General features: G+C 73.0%; 12 protein-coding genes. 6 read left to right on the top strand and 6 right to left on the bottom strand.

All coding sequences use genetic code 11. The features are described 5' to 3' along the window. Positions 1-124: 124 nt before the first annotated feature. From O7615_RS08775 to O7615_RS08795, 5 genes are all read left to right on the top strand, one after another. Positions 125-2,278, top strand: a complete 2,154-nt coding sequence (locus O7615_RS08775; protein WP_278176879.1) for a molybdopterin oxidoreductase family protein — start codon at positions 125-127, stop codon at positions 2,276-2,278. 76 nt (positions 2,279-2,354) lie between these two features. Next, positions 2,355-3,803, top strand: coding sequence for an FAD-dependent oxidoreductase (locus O7615_RS08780; RefSeq protein WP_278176881.1), 1,449 nt, complete (start codon positions 2,355-2,357; stop codon positions 3,801-3,803). Continuing rightward, on the top strand, positions 3,800-6,319 hold the full coding sequence (gene nirB / locus O7615_RS08785) for a nitrite reductase large subunit NirB (protein WP_278176882.1): 2,520 nt from the start codon (positions 3,800-3,802) through the stop codon (positions 6,317-6,319). Before O7615_RS08780 ends, nirB begins: the two co-directional genes overlap by 4 nt. Next, complete coding sequence (gene nirD, locus O7615_RS08790) at positions 6,316-6,663, top strand: nitrite reductase small subunit NirD (protein WP_278176884.1); 348 nt, start codon at positions 6,316-6,318, stop codon at positions 6,661-6,663. The genes nirB and nirD overlap by 4 nt, the downstream gene beginning before the upstream one ends. After that, positions 6,663-7,751, top strand: a complete 1,089-nt coding sequence (locus O7615_RS08795; RefSeq protein WP_278176885.1) for a uroporphyrinogen-III synthase — start codon at positions 6,663-6,665, stop codon at positions 7,749-7,751. The genes nirD and O7615_RS08795 overlap by 1 nt, the downstream gene beginning before the upstream one ends. A gap of 54 nt (positions 7,752-7,805) precedes the next feature. On the opposite strand, the gene O7615_RS08800 is transcribed toward O7615_RS08795, so the two are convergent. Genes O7615_RS08800 through O7615_RS08815 form a run of 4 tightly spaced genes read right to left on the bottom strand, consistent with a single transcriptional unit; the run spans position 7,806 to position 12,342 of the window. Continuing rightward, the gene (locus tag O7615_RS08800; RefSeq protein ID WP_278176886.1) at positions 7,806-8,429 is read right to left on the bottom strand and encodes an ATP/GTP-binding protein; all 624 of its coding nucleotides are present in this window, start codon (positions 8,427-8,429) and stop codon (positions 7,806-7,808) included. Next, on the bottom strand, positions 8,410-8,772 hold the full coding sequence (locus O7615_RS08805; RefSeq protein WP_278176887.1) for a DUF742 domain-containing protein: 363 nt from the start codon (positions 8,770-8,772) through the stop codon (positions 8,410-8,412). Before O7615_RS08805 ends, O7615_RS08800 begins: the two co-directional genes overlap by 20 nt. Positions 8,773-8,815: 43 nt before the next feature. Continuing rightward, positions 8,816-9,223 (bottom strand): roadblock/LC7 domain-containing protein, encoded by a 408-nt coding sequence (locus tag O7615_RS08810; RefSeq protein ID WP_092378558.1) that lies wholly within the window; start codon positions 9,221-9,223, stop codon positions 8,816-8,818. Next, complete coding sequence (locus O7615_RS08815) at positions 9,220-12,342, bottom strand: nitrate- and nitrite sensing domain-containing protein (RefSeq protein ID WP_278176888.1); 3,123 nt, start codon at positions 12,340-12,342, stop codon at positions 9,220-9,222. The genes O7615_RS08810 and O7615_RS08815 overlap by 4 nt, the downstream gene beginning before the upstream one ends. A 443-nt stretch (positions 12,343-12,785) precedes the next feature. On the opposite strand from O7615_RS08815, the gene O7615_RS08820 reads away from it, so the two are divergent. Beyond that, positions 12,786-13,967, top strand: coding sequence for an ABC transporter substrate-binding protein (locus tag O7615_RS08820; protein ID WP_278176890.1), 1,182 nt, complete (start codon positions 12,786-12,788; stop codon positions 13,965-13,967). Positions 13,968-14,016: 49 nt separating this feature from the next. Here O7615_RS08820 and O7615_RS08825 read toward each other — a convergent pair whose 3' ends face one another. Together O7615_RS08825 and O7615_RS08830 are read right to left on the bottom strand one after the other, a co-directional pair. Next, positions 14,017-14,877, bottom strand: coding sequence for an ABC transporter permease (locus tag O7615_RS08825; protein ID WP_278176891.1), 861 nt, complete (start codon positions 14,875-14,877; stop codon positions 14,017-14,019). Between the two features lie 96 nt (positions 14,878-14,973). Next, complete coding sequence (locus O7615_RS08830; RefSeq protein ID WP_278176892.1) at positions 14,974-16,002, bottom strand: ABC transporter substrate-binding protein; 1,029 nt, start codon at positions 16,000-16,002, stop codon at positions 14,974-14,976. Positions 16,003-16,207 lie beyond the last annotated feature (205 nt).

A 16,207-nucleotide genomic window follows, 5' to 3' on the forward strand; every position in this document is an offset into this window, starting at 1 on the left:
GAGTGTTCCACATTGTAGACCCTGCGAGCCCGTTCGCCGCGGACGTGCGGTGTGAGCGGCACTTGACAGGACCGAAACAAACGGGACGCGGACCGGAAACTGCCCAGCGGCACGCTTTGCCGACATGACAGACGGTGCACGGTCGGCGACCCGGTCGGGGCGAGCGCCCCAGGAGGTGGCGACCCACTGCCCGTACTGCGCGCTCCAGTGCGGGATGATCCTGCGCGAGGAGACCGGCGGGGTGACCGTGCATCCCCGGCAGTTCCCCACCAACCGGGGCGGCCTTTGCCAGAAGGGCTGGACCTCGGCCGAACTGCTCCGGCACCCGGAACGGCTGACCACTCCCCTGCTGCGCGACCCGGCCAGCGGCGAGTTGCGCCCGGCGAGCTGGGACGCCGCGCTGGAGCGGATCACCACCGGCGTGCGCGACGTGCAGCACCGGCACGGCCGCGACGCGGTCGCCGTCTTCGGCGGCGGCGGGCTCACCAACGAGAAGGCGTACGCGCTGGGCAGGTTCGCGCGGGTGGCGCTGCGGACCCGGCACATCGACTACAACGGACGGTTCTGCATGTCGTCGGCGGCCGCGGCCGGCATGCGGGCCTTCGGCGTGGACCGTGGCCTGCCGTTCCCCCTCTCCGACCTGGGCCGGGCGGACACCCTGCTGCTGGTCGGCGCCAACCCGGCGGAGACCATGCCGCCGCTGATGCGCTGGCTAACCGAGCAACGGGAGCGGGGCGGCCGGCTGATCGTCGTCGACCCCCGGGCGACCGCCACCGCCCGCCAGGCCGACCTGCACCTGCAACCGCTGCCCGGCACCGACCTGGCGGTGGCCAACGCGCTGCTGCACATCGCCCTGACCGAGGGCTACGTCGACGGGGAGTACGTCGCCACCCGCACCACCGGCTTCGCTGACGTGCGACGCACCGTGGCGGGCTGGTGGCCGGCCCGCGCCGAGGCGCTCTCCGGCGTACCGGTGGCCGACCTGGAGGAGACCGCCCGCTGCCTCGGCACCGCCGGACGGGCGATCATCCTCACCGCGCGCGGCGCCGAACAGCACGCCAAGGGCGTCGACACGGTCACCGGCTTCGTCAACCTGGCGCTCGCGCTCGGCCTGCCGGGCCGGCCGGGCTCCGGCTACGGCTGCCTGACCGGGCAGGGCAACGGCCAGGGCGGCCGGGAGCACGGGCAGAAGGCCGATCAGCTCCCCGGGTACCGGAAGATCGACGACCGGAAGGCCCGCGCCCACGTCGCGCGGGTCTGGGGCGTACCGGCCGACGAGCTGCCCGGTGCCGGCGTGCCGGCGTACCAACTGCTGGACGCGCTGGGCACGGACCAGGGTGCCCGGGCGTTGCTGGTCTTCGGCTCCAACCCGGTGGTCTCCGCTCCGCGCGCGGCCCGGATCGAGGGCCGGCTGCGCGACCTGGACCTGCTGGTCGTCGCCGACTTCCTGCTCTCCGAGACGGCCGCGCTGGCCGACGTGGTGCTGCCCACCGCGCAGTGGGCCGAGGAGGACGGCACGATGACCAACCTGGAGGGGCGGGTGCTGCGCCGCCGGGCGCTCCGCCGCCCCCCGCCGGGTGTGCGCACCGACCTGGAGATCCTCGCCGCCCTCACCACCCGCCTGGGGGGCCGGGGAACGGCCCCGTCGGACGATCCGCGTGCGGTCTTCGCCGAGCTGCGCCGGGCCTCGGCCGGCGGCATCGCCGACTACGCCGGAATCAGCTGGGACCGGATCGACGCGACCGACGGGGTCTTCTGGCCGTGCCCCGAGGACGACGGGCCCGACTCGCCCCGGCTCTTCGCCGACCGCTTCGCCACACCCGACGGGCTGGCCCGGTTCCACCCCGTGGAGCACCGGCCGGCCGCCGAGGAGGTCTGCGCGGAGTACCCGCTGCACTTCACCACCGGCCGGGTGCTCGCCCAGTACCAGTCGGGCACCCAGACCCGCCGGGTGGCCGCGCTGCGCCGGGCCGCCCCCGACGCCTTCGTGGAGCTGCACCCCGACCTCGCCGAACGGCTGGGCGTCGTCGACGGCGAGCCGGTACGGGTGGTCTCGCGGCGCGGCGAGTTCGAGGCACCCGCCCGGCTCAGCCCGGCCATCCGACCGGACACCGTCTTCGCGCCGTTCCACTGGGCCGGGCGGGCGCGGGCCAACTCCGTCACCAACGACGCCGTCGACCCGATCTCCGGAATGCCCGAGTTCAAGATCTGCGCGGTACGGGTGGAGAGCCTGGCCACCCAGCACAGCGGCACGCAGCGCAGCGGAGTGCCGTCATGAGCGAGCGTCAGCGAGCGAATCATCGGCTCAGTGCGAAGGTGCCTCATGACGGCACGCAGCGCAGCGGAGTGCCGTCATGAGCGACGTCCGTGCTGCCCGGGTCGTGGTGGTCGGCAACGGAATGGCCGGCGCCCGGGTGGCGGCGGAGCTGCACGCGCGGGGCGAGGACCTGAAGGTCACCGTGCTCGGTGCGGAGCCGCACCGGGCGTACAACCGGATCATGCTCTCCACCCTGCTCGCCGGGAAGATCGGTGAGCAGGACGTGGAGTTGGCCGAGGCCGTTGGGCGCGGTGTCGACCTGCGTACCGGTGTCACGGTCAGCGCGATCGACCGCGCCACCGGCCAGGTATGCACCGACGACGGCGACCGGATCCCCTACGACCACCTGGTGCTCGCCACGGGCAGCCGGGCGGTGGTGCCGCCGCTGCCCGGCCTCGATCCGCAAAGACTGCCGGAGCGGGTGATCCCGTTCCGCACCCTGGACGACTGCCGGCGCATCCTCGCCGTGGCCGCTGGCGCCCGGCACGCCCTGGTGCTCGGCGGCGGGCTGCTCGGCCTGGAGGCCGCCCGGGGCCTCGCCACCCGGGGGCTCGACGTGGGCGTGGTGCACCGGGTGCCGTACCTCATGGAACGCCAGCTCGACCCGGCCGCCGGCGCGATGCTCGCCGGCACGCTCACCGGTCTCGGGGTGACCACCCACCTGGCGGTCACCCCGACGCGGGTCCGCGCCGACGCGTCCGGGGTGCGCCTGGAGCTGTCCGACGGGCGCCCGCTCGACGCCGACCTGCTGGTGCTCGCCTGCGGCGTGCGTCCCGACACGACCCTCGCCGCCGCGGCCGGCCTGGACGTGGAGCGGGGTGTGCTGGTCGACGACCGGCTGCGCACCAGCGACCGGCGGATCTCCGCGATCGGCGACTGCGCGCAGCACGACGGCGCGCTGACCGGGCTGGTGGCGCCGGCCTGGGCACAGGCCCGGGTGGTGGCCCAGGTGGTGACCGGGCAGGACCCGCTGGCCCGGTACCAGCCCCGGCCGGTGGTGACCCGGCTCAAGGCGGCCGGCATCGATCTCGCCGCGATGGGCGACCCGACGGGCGGCCCCGGCGAGGAGGTGACCTTCGCCGACCCGGCGCGGGGCACCTACGCGCGGTTGCGCATCCACGACCAGCGGCTGGCCGCCGCGATCCTGCTCGGCGACAACCCGTCCGTGGGCACGGTGATCCAGCTGTTCGACCGGGGCCACCCGGTGCCCACCGACCGGCGGGCGCTGCTGCTCGGCCGGGCCGTCGGCGGTGCCGTCGCGGCGCCCACCGCGTCCCCGGCGCTGATGCCGGACGCGGCCACGGTGTGCCAGTGCAACACGGTGAGCAAGGGCGCGCTGGTGCAGTGCTGGCGGGACGGGGCCCGCACGTTCGACGCCGTGGTCGCGCGAACCCGGGCCGGTACCGGGTGCGGCGGCTGCCGCGACGCGGTGACCGGCATCGTCGACTGGCTGTCCAGAACGGATCCGGTGGAGGTGGGGCGATGACCGGCGGCAACGTGGTCGTCATCGGCAACGGGATGGTCGGCCAGCGGTTCGTGGACGCGCTGCGGGACCGCGACCCCCGGGGGCGGTGGCGGGTCACCGTCCTCGCCGAGGAGACCCGCCCGGCGTACGACCGGGTGCGGTTGTCCGCGTACTTCGACGGGGCCGACGCCGAGGAGCTGAGCCTGCACACCCCGCACGACGGGGTCGAGTTGCGCCTCGGCGAGCTGGCCACCGGCGTGGACCGGGCCCGCCGGGTGGTCACCACGGCCGCCGGTGAGCACCCGTACGACGTCCTGGTGCTCGCCACCGGGTCGTACCCCTTCGTGCCGCCGGTGGACGGCGCGGACCTGCCCGGTGTCTTCGTCTACCGGACCCTGGACGACCTCGCCGCGATCCGTGGGTACGCGCACGGCCGCCGCACCGGCGCGGTGATCGGCGGCGGCCTGCTCGGCCTGGAGGCGGCGAACGCGCTGCGCCTGCTCGGGCTGGCCACCAGCGTGGTGGAGTTCGCCCCGCGACTGATGCCGGCGCAGGTGGACACCGCGGGTGGCGCGATGCTCCGCCGCTACGTCGAGGAACTGGACGTCGCCTGCCACCTCGGGGTGGCCACCACCGCGCTGCGTCCCGGCCCGGACGGCGCCGTGGCCGCCCTGGCGCTGGCCGACGGCGTGGTGCTCGACGCCGACCTGGTGGTGGTGGCGGCCGGCATCCGCCCCCGCGACGAACTGGCCCGGGCGGCCGGGCTGGAACTCGGTCCGCGCGGCGGTGTGCTGGTCGACGACACCTGCCGGACGGCGGACGAACGGATCTACGCGGTCGGCGAGTGCGCGGCCGTCGACGGCACCTGCTACGGCCTGGTCGCCCCCGGCTACGCGATGGCCGAGGTGGTGGCCGACCGGCTGGCCGGCGGGGCGGCCACCTTCCCCGGCGCGGACACCGCCACCAAGCTGAAGCTGCTCGGCGTCGACGTGGCCTCGTTCGGCGACGCGCACGGCACCACCCCGGGCTGCCTGGACGTGACGTGGACCGATCCGGCCGCCCGGGTCTACGCGAAGCTGGTCCTCTCCGACGACGCGACGACGCTGCTCGGCGGGATGCTGGTCGGCGACGCCGCCGCGTACCCGACCCTGCGGGCCAGCGTGGGCGGACCGCTGCCGGCGGCGCCGCTGGCGCTGCTCGCCGGGGACGGCGCGGGTGCCACGGTCGGCACCCTGCCGGCGACCGCACAGGTCTGCTCCTGCAACGCGGTCACCCGGGCGGACATCGACACGGCGATCGCCGGCGGCTGCGCCGACGTGCCCGCCCTGAAGGCGTGCACGCGGGCCGGGACCAGCTGCGGCTCGTGCGTGCCGATGCTGAAGCAGTTGCTCGACGCGGCCGGCGTCACCCAGTCGACGGCGCTCTGCGAACACTTCGACGTCAGCCGCCAGGAGCTGTTCGACATCATCCGGGTACGCGGCATCCGGACGTTCTCCCGGCTGATCGCCGAGCACGGCCGGGGGCGGGGCTGCGACATCTGCAAGCCGGTCGTCGCCTCGATCCTGGCCTCCCTCGGCAACGGCCACATCCTCGACGGCGAGCAGGCCTCGTTGCAGGACACCAACGACCACTTCCTGGCGAACCTGCAACGCGACGGCAGCTACTCGGTGGTGCCCCGGATCCCCGGCGGGGAGATCACCCCGGAGAAGCTGATCGTCATCGGCGAGGTGGCCCGGGACTTCAACCTCTACACGAAGATCACCGGCGGCCAACGGATCGATCTGTTCGGCGCCCGGGTCGATCAGCTGCCGCAGATCTGGCGCCGGCTGGTGGACGCCGGGTTCGAGTCCGGGCACGCGTACGGCAAGGCGTTGCGCACGGTGAAGTCCTGCGTCGGTGCCACCTGGTGCCGCTACGGGGTGCAGGACTCGGTCGGCCTCGCCGTCGCCCTGGAGCTGCGCTACCGGGGGCTCCGCGCCCCACACAAGATCAAGTCGGCGGTCTCCGGCTGTGCCCGGGAGTGCGCCGAGGCCCGGAGCAAGGACTTCGGCGTCATCGCCACCGACACCGGCTGGAACCTCTACGTCGGCGGCAACGGCGGCTTCCGGCCGCGCCACGCCGACCTGTTCGCCACCGACCTGTCCACGGAGGCGCTGATCCCGCTGATCGACAGGTTCCTGATGTACTACATCCGCACCGCCGACCGGCTGCAACGCACCGCCGCCTGGATCGAGGCGATGGATGGCGGCCTCGACCACCTCCGGTCGGTGATCGTGGACGACTCGCTCGGCCTCTGCGCCGAACTGGACGCCGCCATGGCGCGGCACGTCGCGTCCTACTCGGACGAGTGGCGCGACGTGCTCGACGACGCGGACCGGCTGCGGCGGTTCACCTCCTTCGTCAACGCGCCGGAGGTGCCCGACCCGTCGATCACCTTCGTCACCGAACGCGGACAGCCGGTGCCCGTCGGCGGTCGGGCACCCACCCCGGACGGCCGCCAACCGGTCACGCTCGGCCTGCCGGAGGTGCGGCGATGACCACCGCGACGGCGCTGAGCTGGGTCACCGTCTGTCCGCTGGAGCGACTGGACCCGGACCGGGGCGTCGCCGCCCTCGTCTGCGGGGTGCAGGTGGCGCTCTTCCGGACCGCGGACGGGCTGTACGCGATCGACAACCGCGACCCGGTCGCCGGGGCGTACGTGCTCTCCCGCGGCATCGTGGGCAGCCGGGGCGGGATGCCGACCGTCGCTTCGCCGCTGCACAAGCAGGTGTACGACCTGCGCACGGGGGATTGTCTCGACCTGCCGGGGGTTTCCGTTGCCCGGCACCAGGTCCGTTGCCGGGACGGCATGGTCGAGGTGCGGCTGCGACAGGAGGGCTGATGCGCGAGGAACTGGCCGGCTTCACCATCGGGGTGACCGCCGACCGGCGGCGGGACGAACTCGCCGCGCTGCTCCAACGGCGCGGCGCCCGGGTGGTGCTCGCTCCCGCCCTGCGGATCGTGCCGCTCGCGGACGACACCGAACTGCGCGAGGCCACCCGCGCGTGTCTGGAGCGGCCACCGGACATCCTCATGGCCAACACCGGCATCGGCATGCGGGGGTGGCTGGAGGCCGCCGAGGGGTGGGGGCTGGCCGAACCACTACGCGGGGTGCTCAGCAGCGCGTACGTGGTGGCCCGGGGCCCCAAGGCGCGCGGTGCGATCCGCGCGGCCGGCCTGCACGACCAGTGGTCCCCCGCCTCGGAGAGCTGTGACGAGGTGGTCGAGCACCTGCGTCGCCGGGGCGTCTCCGGCCAGGTGATCGCCATGCAGTTGCACGGCGAACGGCAGCCGGAGTGCACCCGCGCGCTGGAGGACGCCGGGGCCACCGTCATCGAGATCCCGGTCTACCGCTGGGCGCCGCCGACCGATCCGGCGCCGCTGCACCGGCTGGTCGATCTGGTGGCCGGCCGGCTGGTGGACGCGGTCACCTTCACCTCGGCACCGGCAGCGGAGGCGCTGCTGCGGGCGGCCGGCGATCGCACGGAGGCGGTGCTGGACGCGTTGCGCGGTGACGTGCTGGCCAGTTGCGTCGGCCCGGTCACCGCGGAGCCGCTGGTCCGGCGCGGGGTGCCGGTGAGCGCGCCGAGCCGGGCCCGGCTGGGCGCGCTGGTCCGCACGATCGTCGACGAGTTGCCCCGGCGCACGGTCACCATCAAGGTCGCCGGGCACCTGCTCACCCTGCGGGGCCACGCGGCGGTGGTGGACGGGGAGCTGCGTCCGCTCGCGCCCGCGCCGATGGCGGTGCTGCGCGCCCTGGCCCAGACGCCGGGGCGGGTGCTATCGCGTACCGCCCTGCTGCGCACCCTGCCGCGCGGCGCCGACGAGCACGCCGTGGAGATGGCGGTGGCCCGGCTGCGGGCCGGCCTGAAGGCCCCGCGCGTGGTGCAGACGGTGGTCAAGCGCGGTTACCGCCTCCGCATCGACTGAGCCCCGCCGGCGGCCGGAGCCGGGCCGGCGGGACGCCGTCGATGACGCGGTCGCTCAGCCGACCGGGGTCGGAAAGCCCCGGTCGTGCTCGGCCTGCAGTCGCGCCATGGCGTGCTCGACAACGGTCGTCAGGACCCGCTTGACCGACTGCCGCTGCCGGGCGTCGGTCATCACCAGCGGCACGTCCGGTGAGATGGCCAGCGCCTCCCGCACCTCGTCCAGCTCGTACTGCGGCGCGCCGTCGAACCGGTTGAGCGCGACCACGTACGGCAGGTTGCGGTTCTCGAAGTAGTCCAGCGGGGCGAACGCGTCGGAGATCCGGCGGGTGTCCACCAGGACGGCGGCGCCCACCGCACCTCGGATGATCTCGTCCCACATGAACCAGAACCGGGTCTGCCCGGGTGTACCGAAGAGGTACAGGATCAGATCCTGCGCCATGGTGATCCGGCCGAAGTCCATGGCGACCGTGGTGGTCTCCTTGCCCGGCACCTTGGACGGGTCGTCGATACCGACGCCCGCCGCGGTCATCACCGCCTCGGTGGTCAGCGGTGTGATCTCGGAGATCGCACCGACCAGCGTGGTCTTGCCGACACCGAAGCCACCCGCGACGACGATCTTCGCGGAGATGATTCCCCGGCTCTGGCGGGCCCCGGCGGGGTCATAGCTCGCGAAGTCCACTCAGCACCCTTCCCAGCATTTCCATCCGCTCCTCGAAACCTGTGGCGGGAGCGGCCGTCTGTAGCGTCAAGAGGCCCTCGGCCACCATGTCGGCGACCAGCACCCGGGCGACACCCAGCGGCAACCGGGTGTACGCGGCAATCTCCGCCAGGGACTCAGCCCGGCCCTCGCAGACCATGGCGATGCGATGCTTGTCGTGCCCGGCGAATCGTGACTCGGCGATCTGGGTGGGACTGGCCACCAGCACCGCCTCCAGGGCGATGTCCTGCAGCGGCTCGGTCCGGCCCCGGGTGACCGCGTACGGCCGGACCAGCGCACCACGTGGGTCACGCCGCTCTGCCATCCGCGATCACCTCCTCCACCATCCGCCGGTCGCGCCGCACCCGTTACGACCGCACCGCGTCCCGGGGCAGCGGTACCAGCGCCGCTCCGACCCGCTCCACCAGCAGCGCCATCTCGTAGCCCACCTGGCCGACGTCGCAACTGCGCGCCGCCAGCACCGCCATCGACGATCCGTCGCTGATGGACATCAGGAACAGATAGCCGCTGTCCATCTCGATGACTGTCTGCAGCACTCCGCCGGCGCTGAACATCCGCGCGGCACCCTCGGTCAGGCTGACCACACCGGAGGTGATCGCGGCGAGCTGATCCGCCCGGTCCGCGGGCAGGTCGCGGGAGGAGGCGAGCAGCAGCCCGTCCGCGGACACCGCCACCACGTGGGCGATGCCCGCCACGCTGTCGGCGAAGTTGCTGAGCAGCCAACCCATGTCCTGCATGGCCGCTGGCCTGTTCATCGGCTCGTCTCCTTGGTCGAGGTGCTGGTGTGGGTCCCGCCGGCCGTCCGCCCGCGCTGGACGCCGCGGTGGTAGGCCGAGAGCAGACCGCGTACTTCGTCCGGGGTCCGGCGGCTGTGCTCACGCCCGGTGCGTGGCTGGATGCCGCCGGGCACGAGTTGTGCCTGGGGCACCCGCTTCGGCAGGCCGGACCGGGTCGTACCGGCGGGGGTGGGCTCGGCCGCACGGCTGGCTCGCGACCACCCCTCGTCGGCCGCCGTCCGCCAGGCGTCATCCTCCGAGCGGCCCGCCTCGGGCGGCGCGGACGGTGATGGCGCGGCCGGCGGTGGAGCGGCCGGTGGTGGAGCGGCCGACACCGGCGGCGCGCCCACCGGCGGACCGGCCGTCACGGTGGACGACGACGCAGTGTACGACGGTGGCGGCGGCGCTGGCGTCCCGGTCGCCGCCGCGCCCGGCGTACGGGTCGGCAACGGGCTCCGCCCCCGGGTCGGCTCGACGACGGGCGCCGGTGGGCCGGCGGTCGGCTGCGGGACCGGCTCGTCGAACTGCGGTCGGCTGAAGATGGCGGTCACGTCGTTGCCGTGCGACCGGAACCAGACGGCCTCCATCTCCCGGAAGATCGGCGCCTCGGCGGCCGGCTCGGGGGGGACGGTGATCGGCGCGGCCGCGGGTGGGGCGGTGGCGGCCAGGCTGGCACCCAGACCGCGGAAGCCGGAGTTGTCGACGCTCACGCCGCCGGAACTCGGCCCACCCTGCGGGGCGAAGCCCGCCGGCGCACTGACCGCGGCTCCCGCGACCGGTCCCACCGGCAGCCCGGCCGAGGCCGGCTCGGGGTGGCCACCGGCCCGGCGGGTCGGCAGCGGATCGAGGGTGGGCTGGGCGGCCGTCGGCGTTCCGGCGTTGAATCCGCCGGCGAAGGCCGGTGGCGGCGTACGGACCGGCGGCGGGTTGTCGGGGGCCGGCTCCGTGGCCGGCCAGGGCACCGAGGAGGAGGGCGCGCCGTTGTTGCGCCACCGGTCGACCAGGGTCGTGGTGGTGCCGCGGCCGGCCCCGTTGGCGGAGTCACCGAGACCGGCCGGCGACAGCGGAGGCTGCTCGACCGCGAGCGGCTGCCGCGGCCGGGTGATCGCCTGGTCGCGGCCCCGGAGGCTGGGTAGCACCACGGTGGCGGCGGGCAGGGTGACCTGTGCGACGGTGCCACCCTCGACGTTGCGGCGCAGCTCGACCCGGATCCCGTAGCGGGCCGCCAGCCGGCTGACCACCGCGAGACCCATCAGGCGGAAGGCCGCGACGTCCACGGCGGACGGCCCCGCGAGCCGCAGGTTGAGCGAGTCCAGCTGCTCGTCGGTGAGGCCGAGACCCCGATCCTCGATCTGGATGAGCACGTAGTCCCGGATCCGCCGCCCGTCGGCGACCACGGTGGTGTTCGGCGGCGAGAAGCGGGTGGCATTGTCCAGCAGCTCGGCCACCAGCCGCACCACGTCGTTGACCGCGTGGGCCGCCACGGACACGTCGGTGTCGACCGTGCCGAACTCGATCCGGTTGTAGAGCTCCACCTCGGACTGCGCGGCCCGCAGCACGTCCACCAGCAGCGCGTCGTCGCGGCGCGGCACGGCCGAGTCCGCCCCGGCCAGCACGAGCAGGTTCTCGTCGTTGCGGCGCATTCGGGTCGCGAGGTGGTCCAGCTCGAACAGCTGGGCGAGCCGCTTCGGGTCCTCCTCGCCCCGCTCGATCGCGTCGAGTTCACCGATCATGCGGTCGACCAGGGTCTGACTGCGGCGGGCCAGGTTCAGGAACATCGCCGAGACGCTGGTCCGCAGGGCCGCCTGCTCGGCGGCGACCCGGACCGCCTCCCGGTGCACGACGTTGAACGCCAGTGCCACCTGGCCCACCTCGTCGCGGTTGGTGAGCTGGATCGGATCCCGTACCTCGCGGACGATCTCGTCGACGCTGCCGTCGCTGACGTTGCCCATCCCCTGCAACCGGCGCACCGCCTCGGGCAGGTCGCGGTTGGCCACCGAGAGCGCGCCCTCCCGCAGCCGGCGCAGCGAGTGGTTCAGCGAGCGGGCCAGCACCACGGCCAGGGTCACCGCGATGATCAGAGTGAGCAGCACCAGCGTCGACTCGATGACGGCCTGCCGGATCACGTCCGAGCGGGCCTGCTCGGCCTGGGCGAGCAGGCGGTTCTGCAGCTCGACCTCGGCCCACCGCATCAGCTCGTTCACCGCGCCGATCGACGCGGTGGCCTCCTGCGCGGTGAACGGCGCGCGCTGGTTCACCGACCGGCTGATGTCGGTGGCGATCCGGTCGGCGAGCACCACCGCGTCGCCGGAGACGGTGGTGTCGACCAGCGCGCGCTGCACCGGGTCGGCGGCCAGCGAGAAGGCCACCAGGGCCTCCTGCTGCCCGGTGAGGGTGGCCACGAAGGCCGAGAACAGCTCGTTGTCCAGCCGGCCGGCACTCAGTGCCGTGAAGGCCACCGCCTCTTCCTCGGCGACGGCCGCCTTCGCGCGGGCGAAGGCGGCGACCGCCCGCCGGCTGTCACCGAGTTGCTCGTCGCCGGGCAGCTGGGCCAACCCGTCGCCGTACCCGACCAGGTCGTTCAGCACCACGCCGTAGCGCAGCACCGCCTCGGCGACCTCCATCTGCTGGCGGTCGAGCACCTCCTGCCGGGTGCCGTCGAGGGTGTCCAGGTGCGCGTCGATGGCCGCGAGTCGGTCGCGGACCGCGGCGGGGGCCTCGCCGACCCGGTTGCGCTCCGCGCGGTACTCGTCGATCCGCTGCTGGGTCTGCCGGACCCGGAGGTTGTACGCGTCGGCCTGCCGCTGCGGCGCGGCGAGGTAGGCCGCCGCCGCCATCCGTTCGGCGTGCAGGTCGTTGGTCAGCGCGGCGACGTCGATGGAGAGCGCGGTGAGCGACCGGGCCTGGGTGGCGTCGTAGGCACCCTCACCGACCGAGATCAGACGTACCGTGGCCAGCGCGATGACCGCCGCGACCGGAACGACCAGGATCAGCGCCAGCTTGGACCGGATCCGGGCATCACGCAGCCGGGGCAGCCCGCCAGGTCGCTTCTGCACAGCGTCGCCGCTGGCGGGCAGGGTCGTCGGTCCGGTGCTCACGACATCGCCTCCGTCGTATTCTTCACGCCTGCCCCGTCGACCCGTACGCGAGGCGACGGTCGGCGCCACGCACGGCACGGCCGCGATTTCATCAGACGAGATCGTGTTTGGGAAGCCGCAGGAGGGCAGGAAACGGTCGGACGGCACGCATCCCGTGATCCGGTCAACTGATACCTACATTTCCACAACGCCCTGAACAGGGCGTGTGACTCCAGAGTGGTCAGACGTGTCGCCACAGTAAGCATTTGAAAACATCTGGTTACACCAACATGTGGGATTGCAGTCCCGAAACGGCTCCGGTTACTCCGCTTGACCACAGCGCCCAGCATTGGCAAGGTTTTGCAGGCTCCGCGCACACGGTACGGCAGAGCCGTCTCATTATCCACATAGGACGGTCGTACCACCGGCGACCGGGGCATCCGCGCCGCATCAGGAGGACAGAGTTGACCCCCTTCCGCTCCGCGACCGCCACGGCGGTCGTGTCGACCCTGCTGGCCACCACGCTCGCCGGCTGCCAGTTCGGCGGGCAGGAGCAGGACACGAGCCCCATCGTGATCGCCGCCGACCTGGAACTCTCCGGCGCGGCGGCCGGGGTCGGCAAGGCGTACCGGCAGGCCCTGGAACTGAAGGTCGAGCAGTTGAACGCCTCGGGCGCACTGAACGGCCGGACAATCCGACTATTGCCGAAGGACAACCGCTCCGACGCCAGCGAGTCACTGCGAAACATCGTGGACTTCAGCAACGACTCGCGGGTGAGCGCCATCATCATGGGCGGCTGCAACGAATGCGCCGTCGGCGCGGTGCGCACCGTCAACGAGAAGCAGATCCCCACCATCGCGCTGGCCGCCGCCGGAGCCGTGGCCAGCCCGGTCGCGGAACGCCGCTACATGTTCAAACTGGCACCGAACGCCGCCGACAACGCCGCCACGCTCACCGACCAACTCCGCCGCCGCAACATCGACACGATCGGCCTGCTGCGCAGCGAGGACGCGTACGGCCAGGAGGGCGCCACGGCGCTGCGCCGCGAGTTCGACAAGGTCGGCATCCAGGTGCTGGCCGAGGCTTCCGTCCGGGGTACCGACACCGAGCTGGACGGGCAGGCGGGGACGCTGGTCGCGGCCGAGCCCGACGCCCTGGTCATCTGGGCCCCGCCGGAGCAGGCGATGCTCGCCACCAGCGCGGTCAAGGCGGCCGGCTTCACCGGGGCGCTCTTCCTCGACGCCTCGGCTGCGGGGGATCTCTTCCTCGGCGCCGCGGCGAAGGCGGCGGAGCGGGCCACCCTGGTCTTCACCCAGACGATGGTGATCGACGACGTGATCGCGACCACCCCCGCGAAGGCCGCGCGCCGCCAGTGGTTCCAGGACTACACCGCCCGCTTCGGCGGCTACCACGGCTCCGCGTCGTTCGCCGCGGACGCGGTCCAGCTCATCGCCGACGCCGAACTGCGCTCCGGTGGCGCAGTCGGCGAGGTCGACCGGAACGCCCTCCGGGACGTGCTGGAGACGTCCCAGTTGGACGGCCTGACGGGACCGATCCGGATGACGCCCGACAACCACTCCGGGCTGATGCCGCAGGCCCTGACGACGCTGGTCGCCCGCAACGGCCGGTGGCGGCTACAGGGCTGACCGGAGGGCCGGCTCCCCAGCCGGCCCTACCACCGGCCCCACCCCCGGCTCAGCGGCTGGAGGTGGTCTCCCGCAGCCACGGTAGGCTGCGGCGCTCGATGAGCACGAGCGCGGCGTAGAGCAGGATGCTGACCAGGGCGACCAGGATGATCGCCGCCCAGGCCGTGGCGGTGTCGCCGATGCCCGCGTACTGCTGGATGACGTAGCCGAGACCACCTTCGCCGGCCTGGAACTCGCCGATCACGGCACCGATCGCGGCCAGCGGCATGGCGACCTTCAGACCCACGAAGATCTGCGGGAGCGCGGCCGGGAAGCGCACCTTGCGGAACGCCTGCCAGCGGGAGGCGTTGTAGGAGCGGACCAGCTCGGCCAGCTCGGCGGGCGTGGTGGTCAGACCGGTCGCGGTGGAGAGCACGATCGGGAAGAAGCAGAGCAGGAACACCATGGTCAGGATGGGTTTCTGGCCCCAGCCGAGCGCCACCACCAGCAGCGGGCCAAGGGTGATCTTCGGCACCGCGTTGACGGCCACCAGCAGCGGGGTGAACATCCGCTCGACCGTCCGGGAGACGGCCAGCGCCAGGCCGAGCAGCACCCCGGCGGCCACGGAGAGGGCGAAGCCGAACAGGATCTCGCCGGTGGTGGCGACGGTGTGCTCCAGCAGCCGTGCCGGCCGCTCACCGAACGCCGTCAGCACGTCACCGGGTGGCGGCAGCGCCGCCGGGTGAATCAACTCCAGCCGGGCGACCAGCCACCAGAGACCGAGGGCGATCAGCAGGCCGGCCGCCGGCAGCAGGGCGGCCGCCACACCGTCGCGTAGGTCACCCGGCCGCCACCGCCGGTCACGCGGTCCGACCCGGGACGGCTCGGACGCGAGCGCCACCTCCGGCTGCCGTGGGACGACGTCGGTCATGGATCCTCCTGCGATTCACGGTGATCTGGCACGGGAAGCGGGGTACGCCACACCGGACGTCCGGTGTGGCGTACCCCGTCGTCGAACCGGTCGGCCTCAGGCCTTCGGCGCGAGGTTGAAGTCGATGATCTGGTCGGGGGTGAGGTCCGACTTCAGGGCGCCGGCCCCGCGCAGGATCGCGATGCTCTTGGCGACCCGGCCACTGTCCAGCGTGCCCAGTGCGGTGCCGGAGTTGCTGGAGCGGACGTACCCGGCCATCAGTTGCAGCTCGGCGGCGGCGGCCTCGGGGTTGACCGCCTCGGCGTTCTTGGCCAGGATCTCGGCCGCCTCCGGCGGGTTCGCCAGGGCGTACTCCAGGCCCTTGAGCAGCGCCTCGGTGAACTTCTTGACCGATTCCGGGTTGTCGCTGGCGTACTGCTTGGAGGTGATCAGCACGTTGCCGTAGAGGTCCTGCATCACGTTGCTGTACGGCAGCAGGACGGCCTTCTTCTTGGTCACCGCCTCGATGGTCGGCTGGCCGACGACGAACTGGCCGATGCCGTCGACCGAGCCGGAGGCCAGCGTGCCCATCAGGGTCTGCGCCTCACCGTTGACCCAGGTCACCTTGGTGTAGTCGATGCCGGCCATCCGGGCGTACGTCGGGAAGAGGTTGCGGACCACCGAACCGGGGGTGTCCGCGAGCTTCTTGCCCTCCAGGTCCTTCGGGGTGTTGATCCCCGTGCCCTCGACGGTGGCGATCGCGGCCATGGTGCGCTGCTGGATCGCGGCCACCGCGACGAAGTCCTTGGCGTCGCCGTTGCCGAGCTGGAGCAGCCCACCGGTCAGGTCGATCGGGCCGAAGTGCGCCTGGCCGCCGACGATCGTCTGGATCACGGCGCCGGTGCCCTGCCCGGGCTTGATCTCCACATCGAAGCCGGCGTCCTTGAAGAAACCCTTCTCCTTGGCCACCCAGGCGTAGGCGTCACGCCCGAAGTTGCCGAACGACGTGAGGTACGTCACCTGCTCCAGGGACGCGCCCACGCCGCTGCTGTCGTCGGCGTCGTCCGAACCGCTGCTGCACGCGGCGACCAGGGCGAGGGCGGTGGCCATCGTGGCCGCGGCGACCGAACGGGTCAGCCTTCTCATCAGTGCACCTTGTCCTTTCCAACCGGGGCGTCGACCACCGGGAGGGAGTTGTCTGGCGGCACCGGCGGCCGGGATGGAAGCCGACACCGCGTATGGAGTGGACTCTTCGCGGGCACAGCGTACGAGAGCCCCACCTTTGCGACGCCAGGCGTACCGGGTTGCGGAACGGAAACAAAGTGATGTCCACCCCGGACGGTGCGATACC

The sequence above is a fragment of the Micromonospora sp. WMMD1082 genome, assembly GCF_029626175.1.
GTDB lineage: Bacteria > Actinomycetota > Actinomycetes > Mycobacteriales > Micromonosporaceae > Micromonospora.

Bases quoted from the DNA above. Each gene is read 5' to 3' on its own strand.
- O7615_RS08775 (WP_278176879.1), top strand. From the start codon at position 125: ATGACAGACGGTGCACGGTCGGCGACCCGGTCGGGGCGAGCGCCCCAG.
- O7615_RS08780 (WP_278176881.1), top strand. From the start codon at position 2,355: ATGAGCGACGTCCGTGCTGCCCGGGTCGTGGTGGTCGGCAACGGAATG.
- nirB (WP_278176882.1), top strand. From the start codon at position 3,800: ATGACCGGCGGCAACGTGGTCGTCATCGGCAACGGGATGGTCGGCCAG.
- nirD (WP_278176884.1), top strand. From the start codon at position 6,316: ATGACCACCGCGACGGCGCTGAGCTGGGTCACCGTCTGTCCGCTGGAG.
- O7615_RS08795 (WP_278176885.1), top strand. From the start codon at position 6,663: ATGCGCGAGGAACTGGCCGGCTTCACCATCGGGGTGACCGCCGACCGG.
- O7615_RS08805 (WP_278176887.1), bottom strand. From the start codon at position 8,772: ATGGCAGAGCGGCGTGACCCACGTGGTGCGCTGGTCCGGCCGTACGCG.
- O7615_RS08810 (WP_092378558.1), bottom strand. From the start codon at position 9,223: ATGAACAGGCCAGCGGCCATGCAGGACATGGGTTGGCTGCTCAGCAAC.
- O7615_RS08825 (WP_278176891.1), bottom strand. From the start codon at position 14,877: ATGACCGACGTCGTCCCACGGCAGCCGGAGGTGGCGCTCGCGTCCGAG.
- O7615_RS08830 (WP_278176892.1), bottom strand. From the start codon at position 16,002: ATGAGAAGGCTGACCCGTTCGGTCGCCGCGGCCACGATGGCCACCGCC.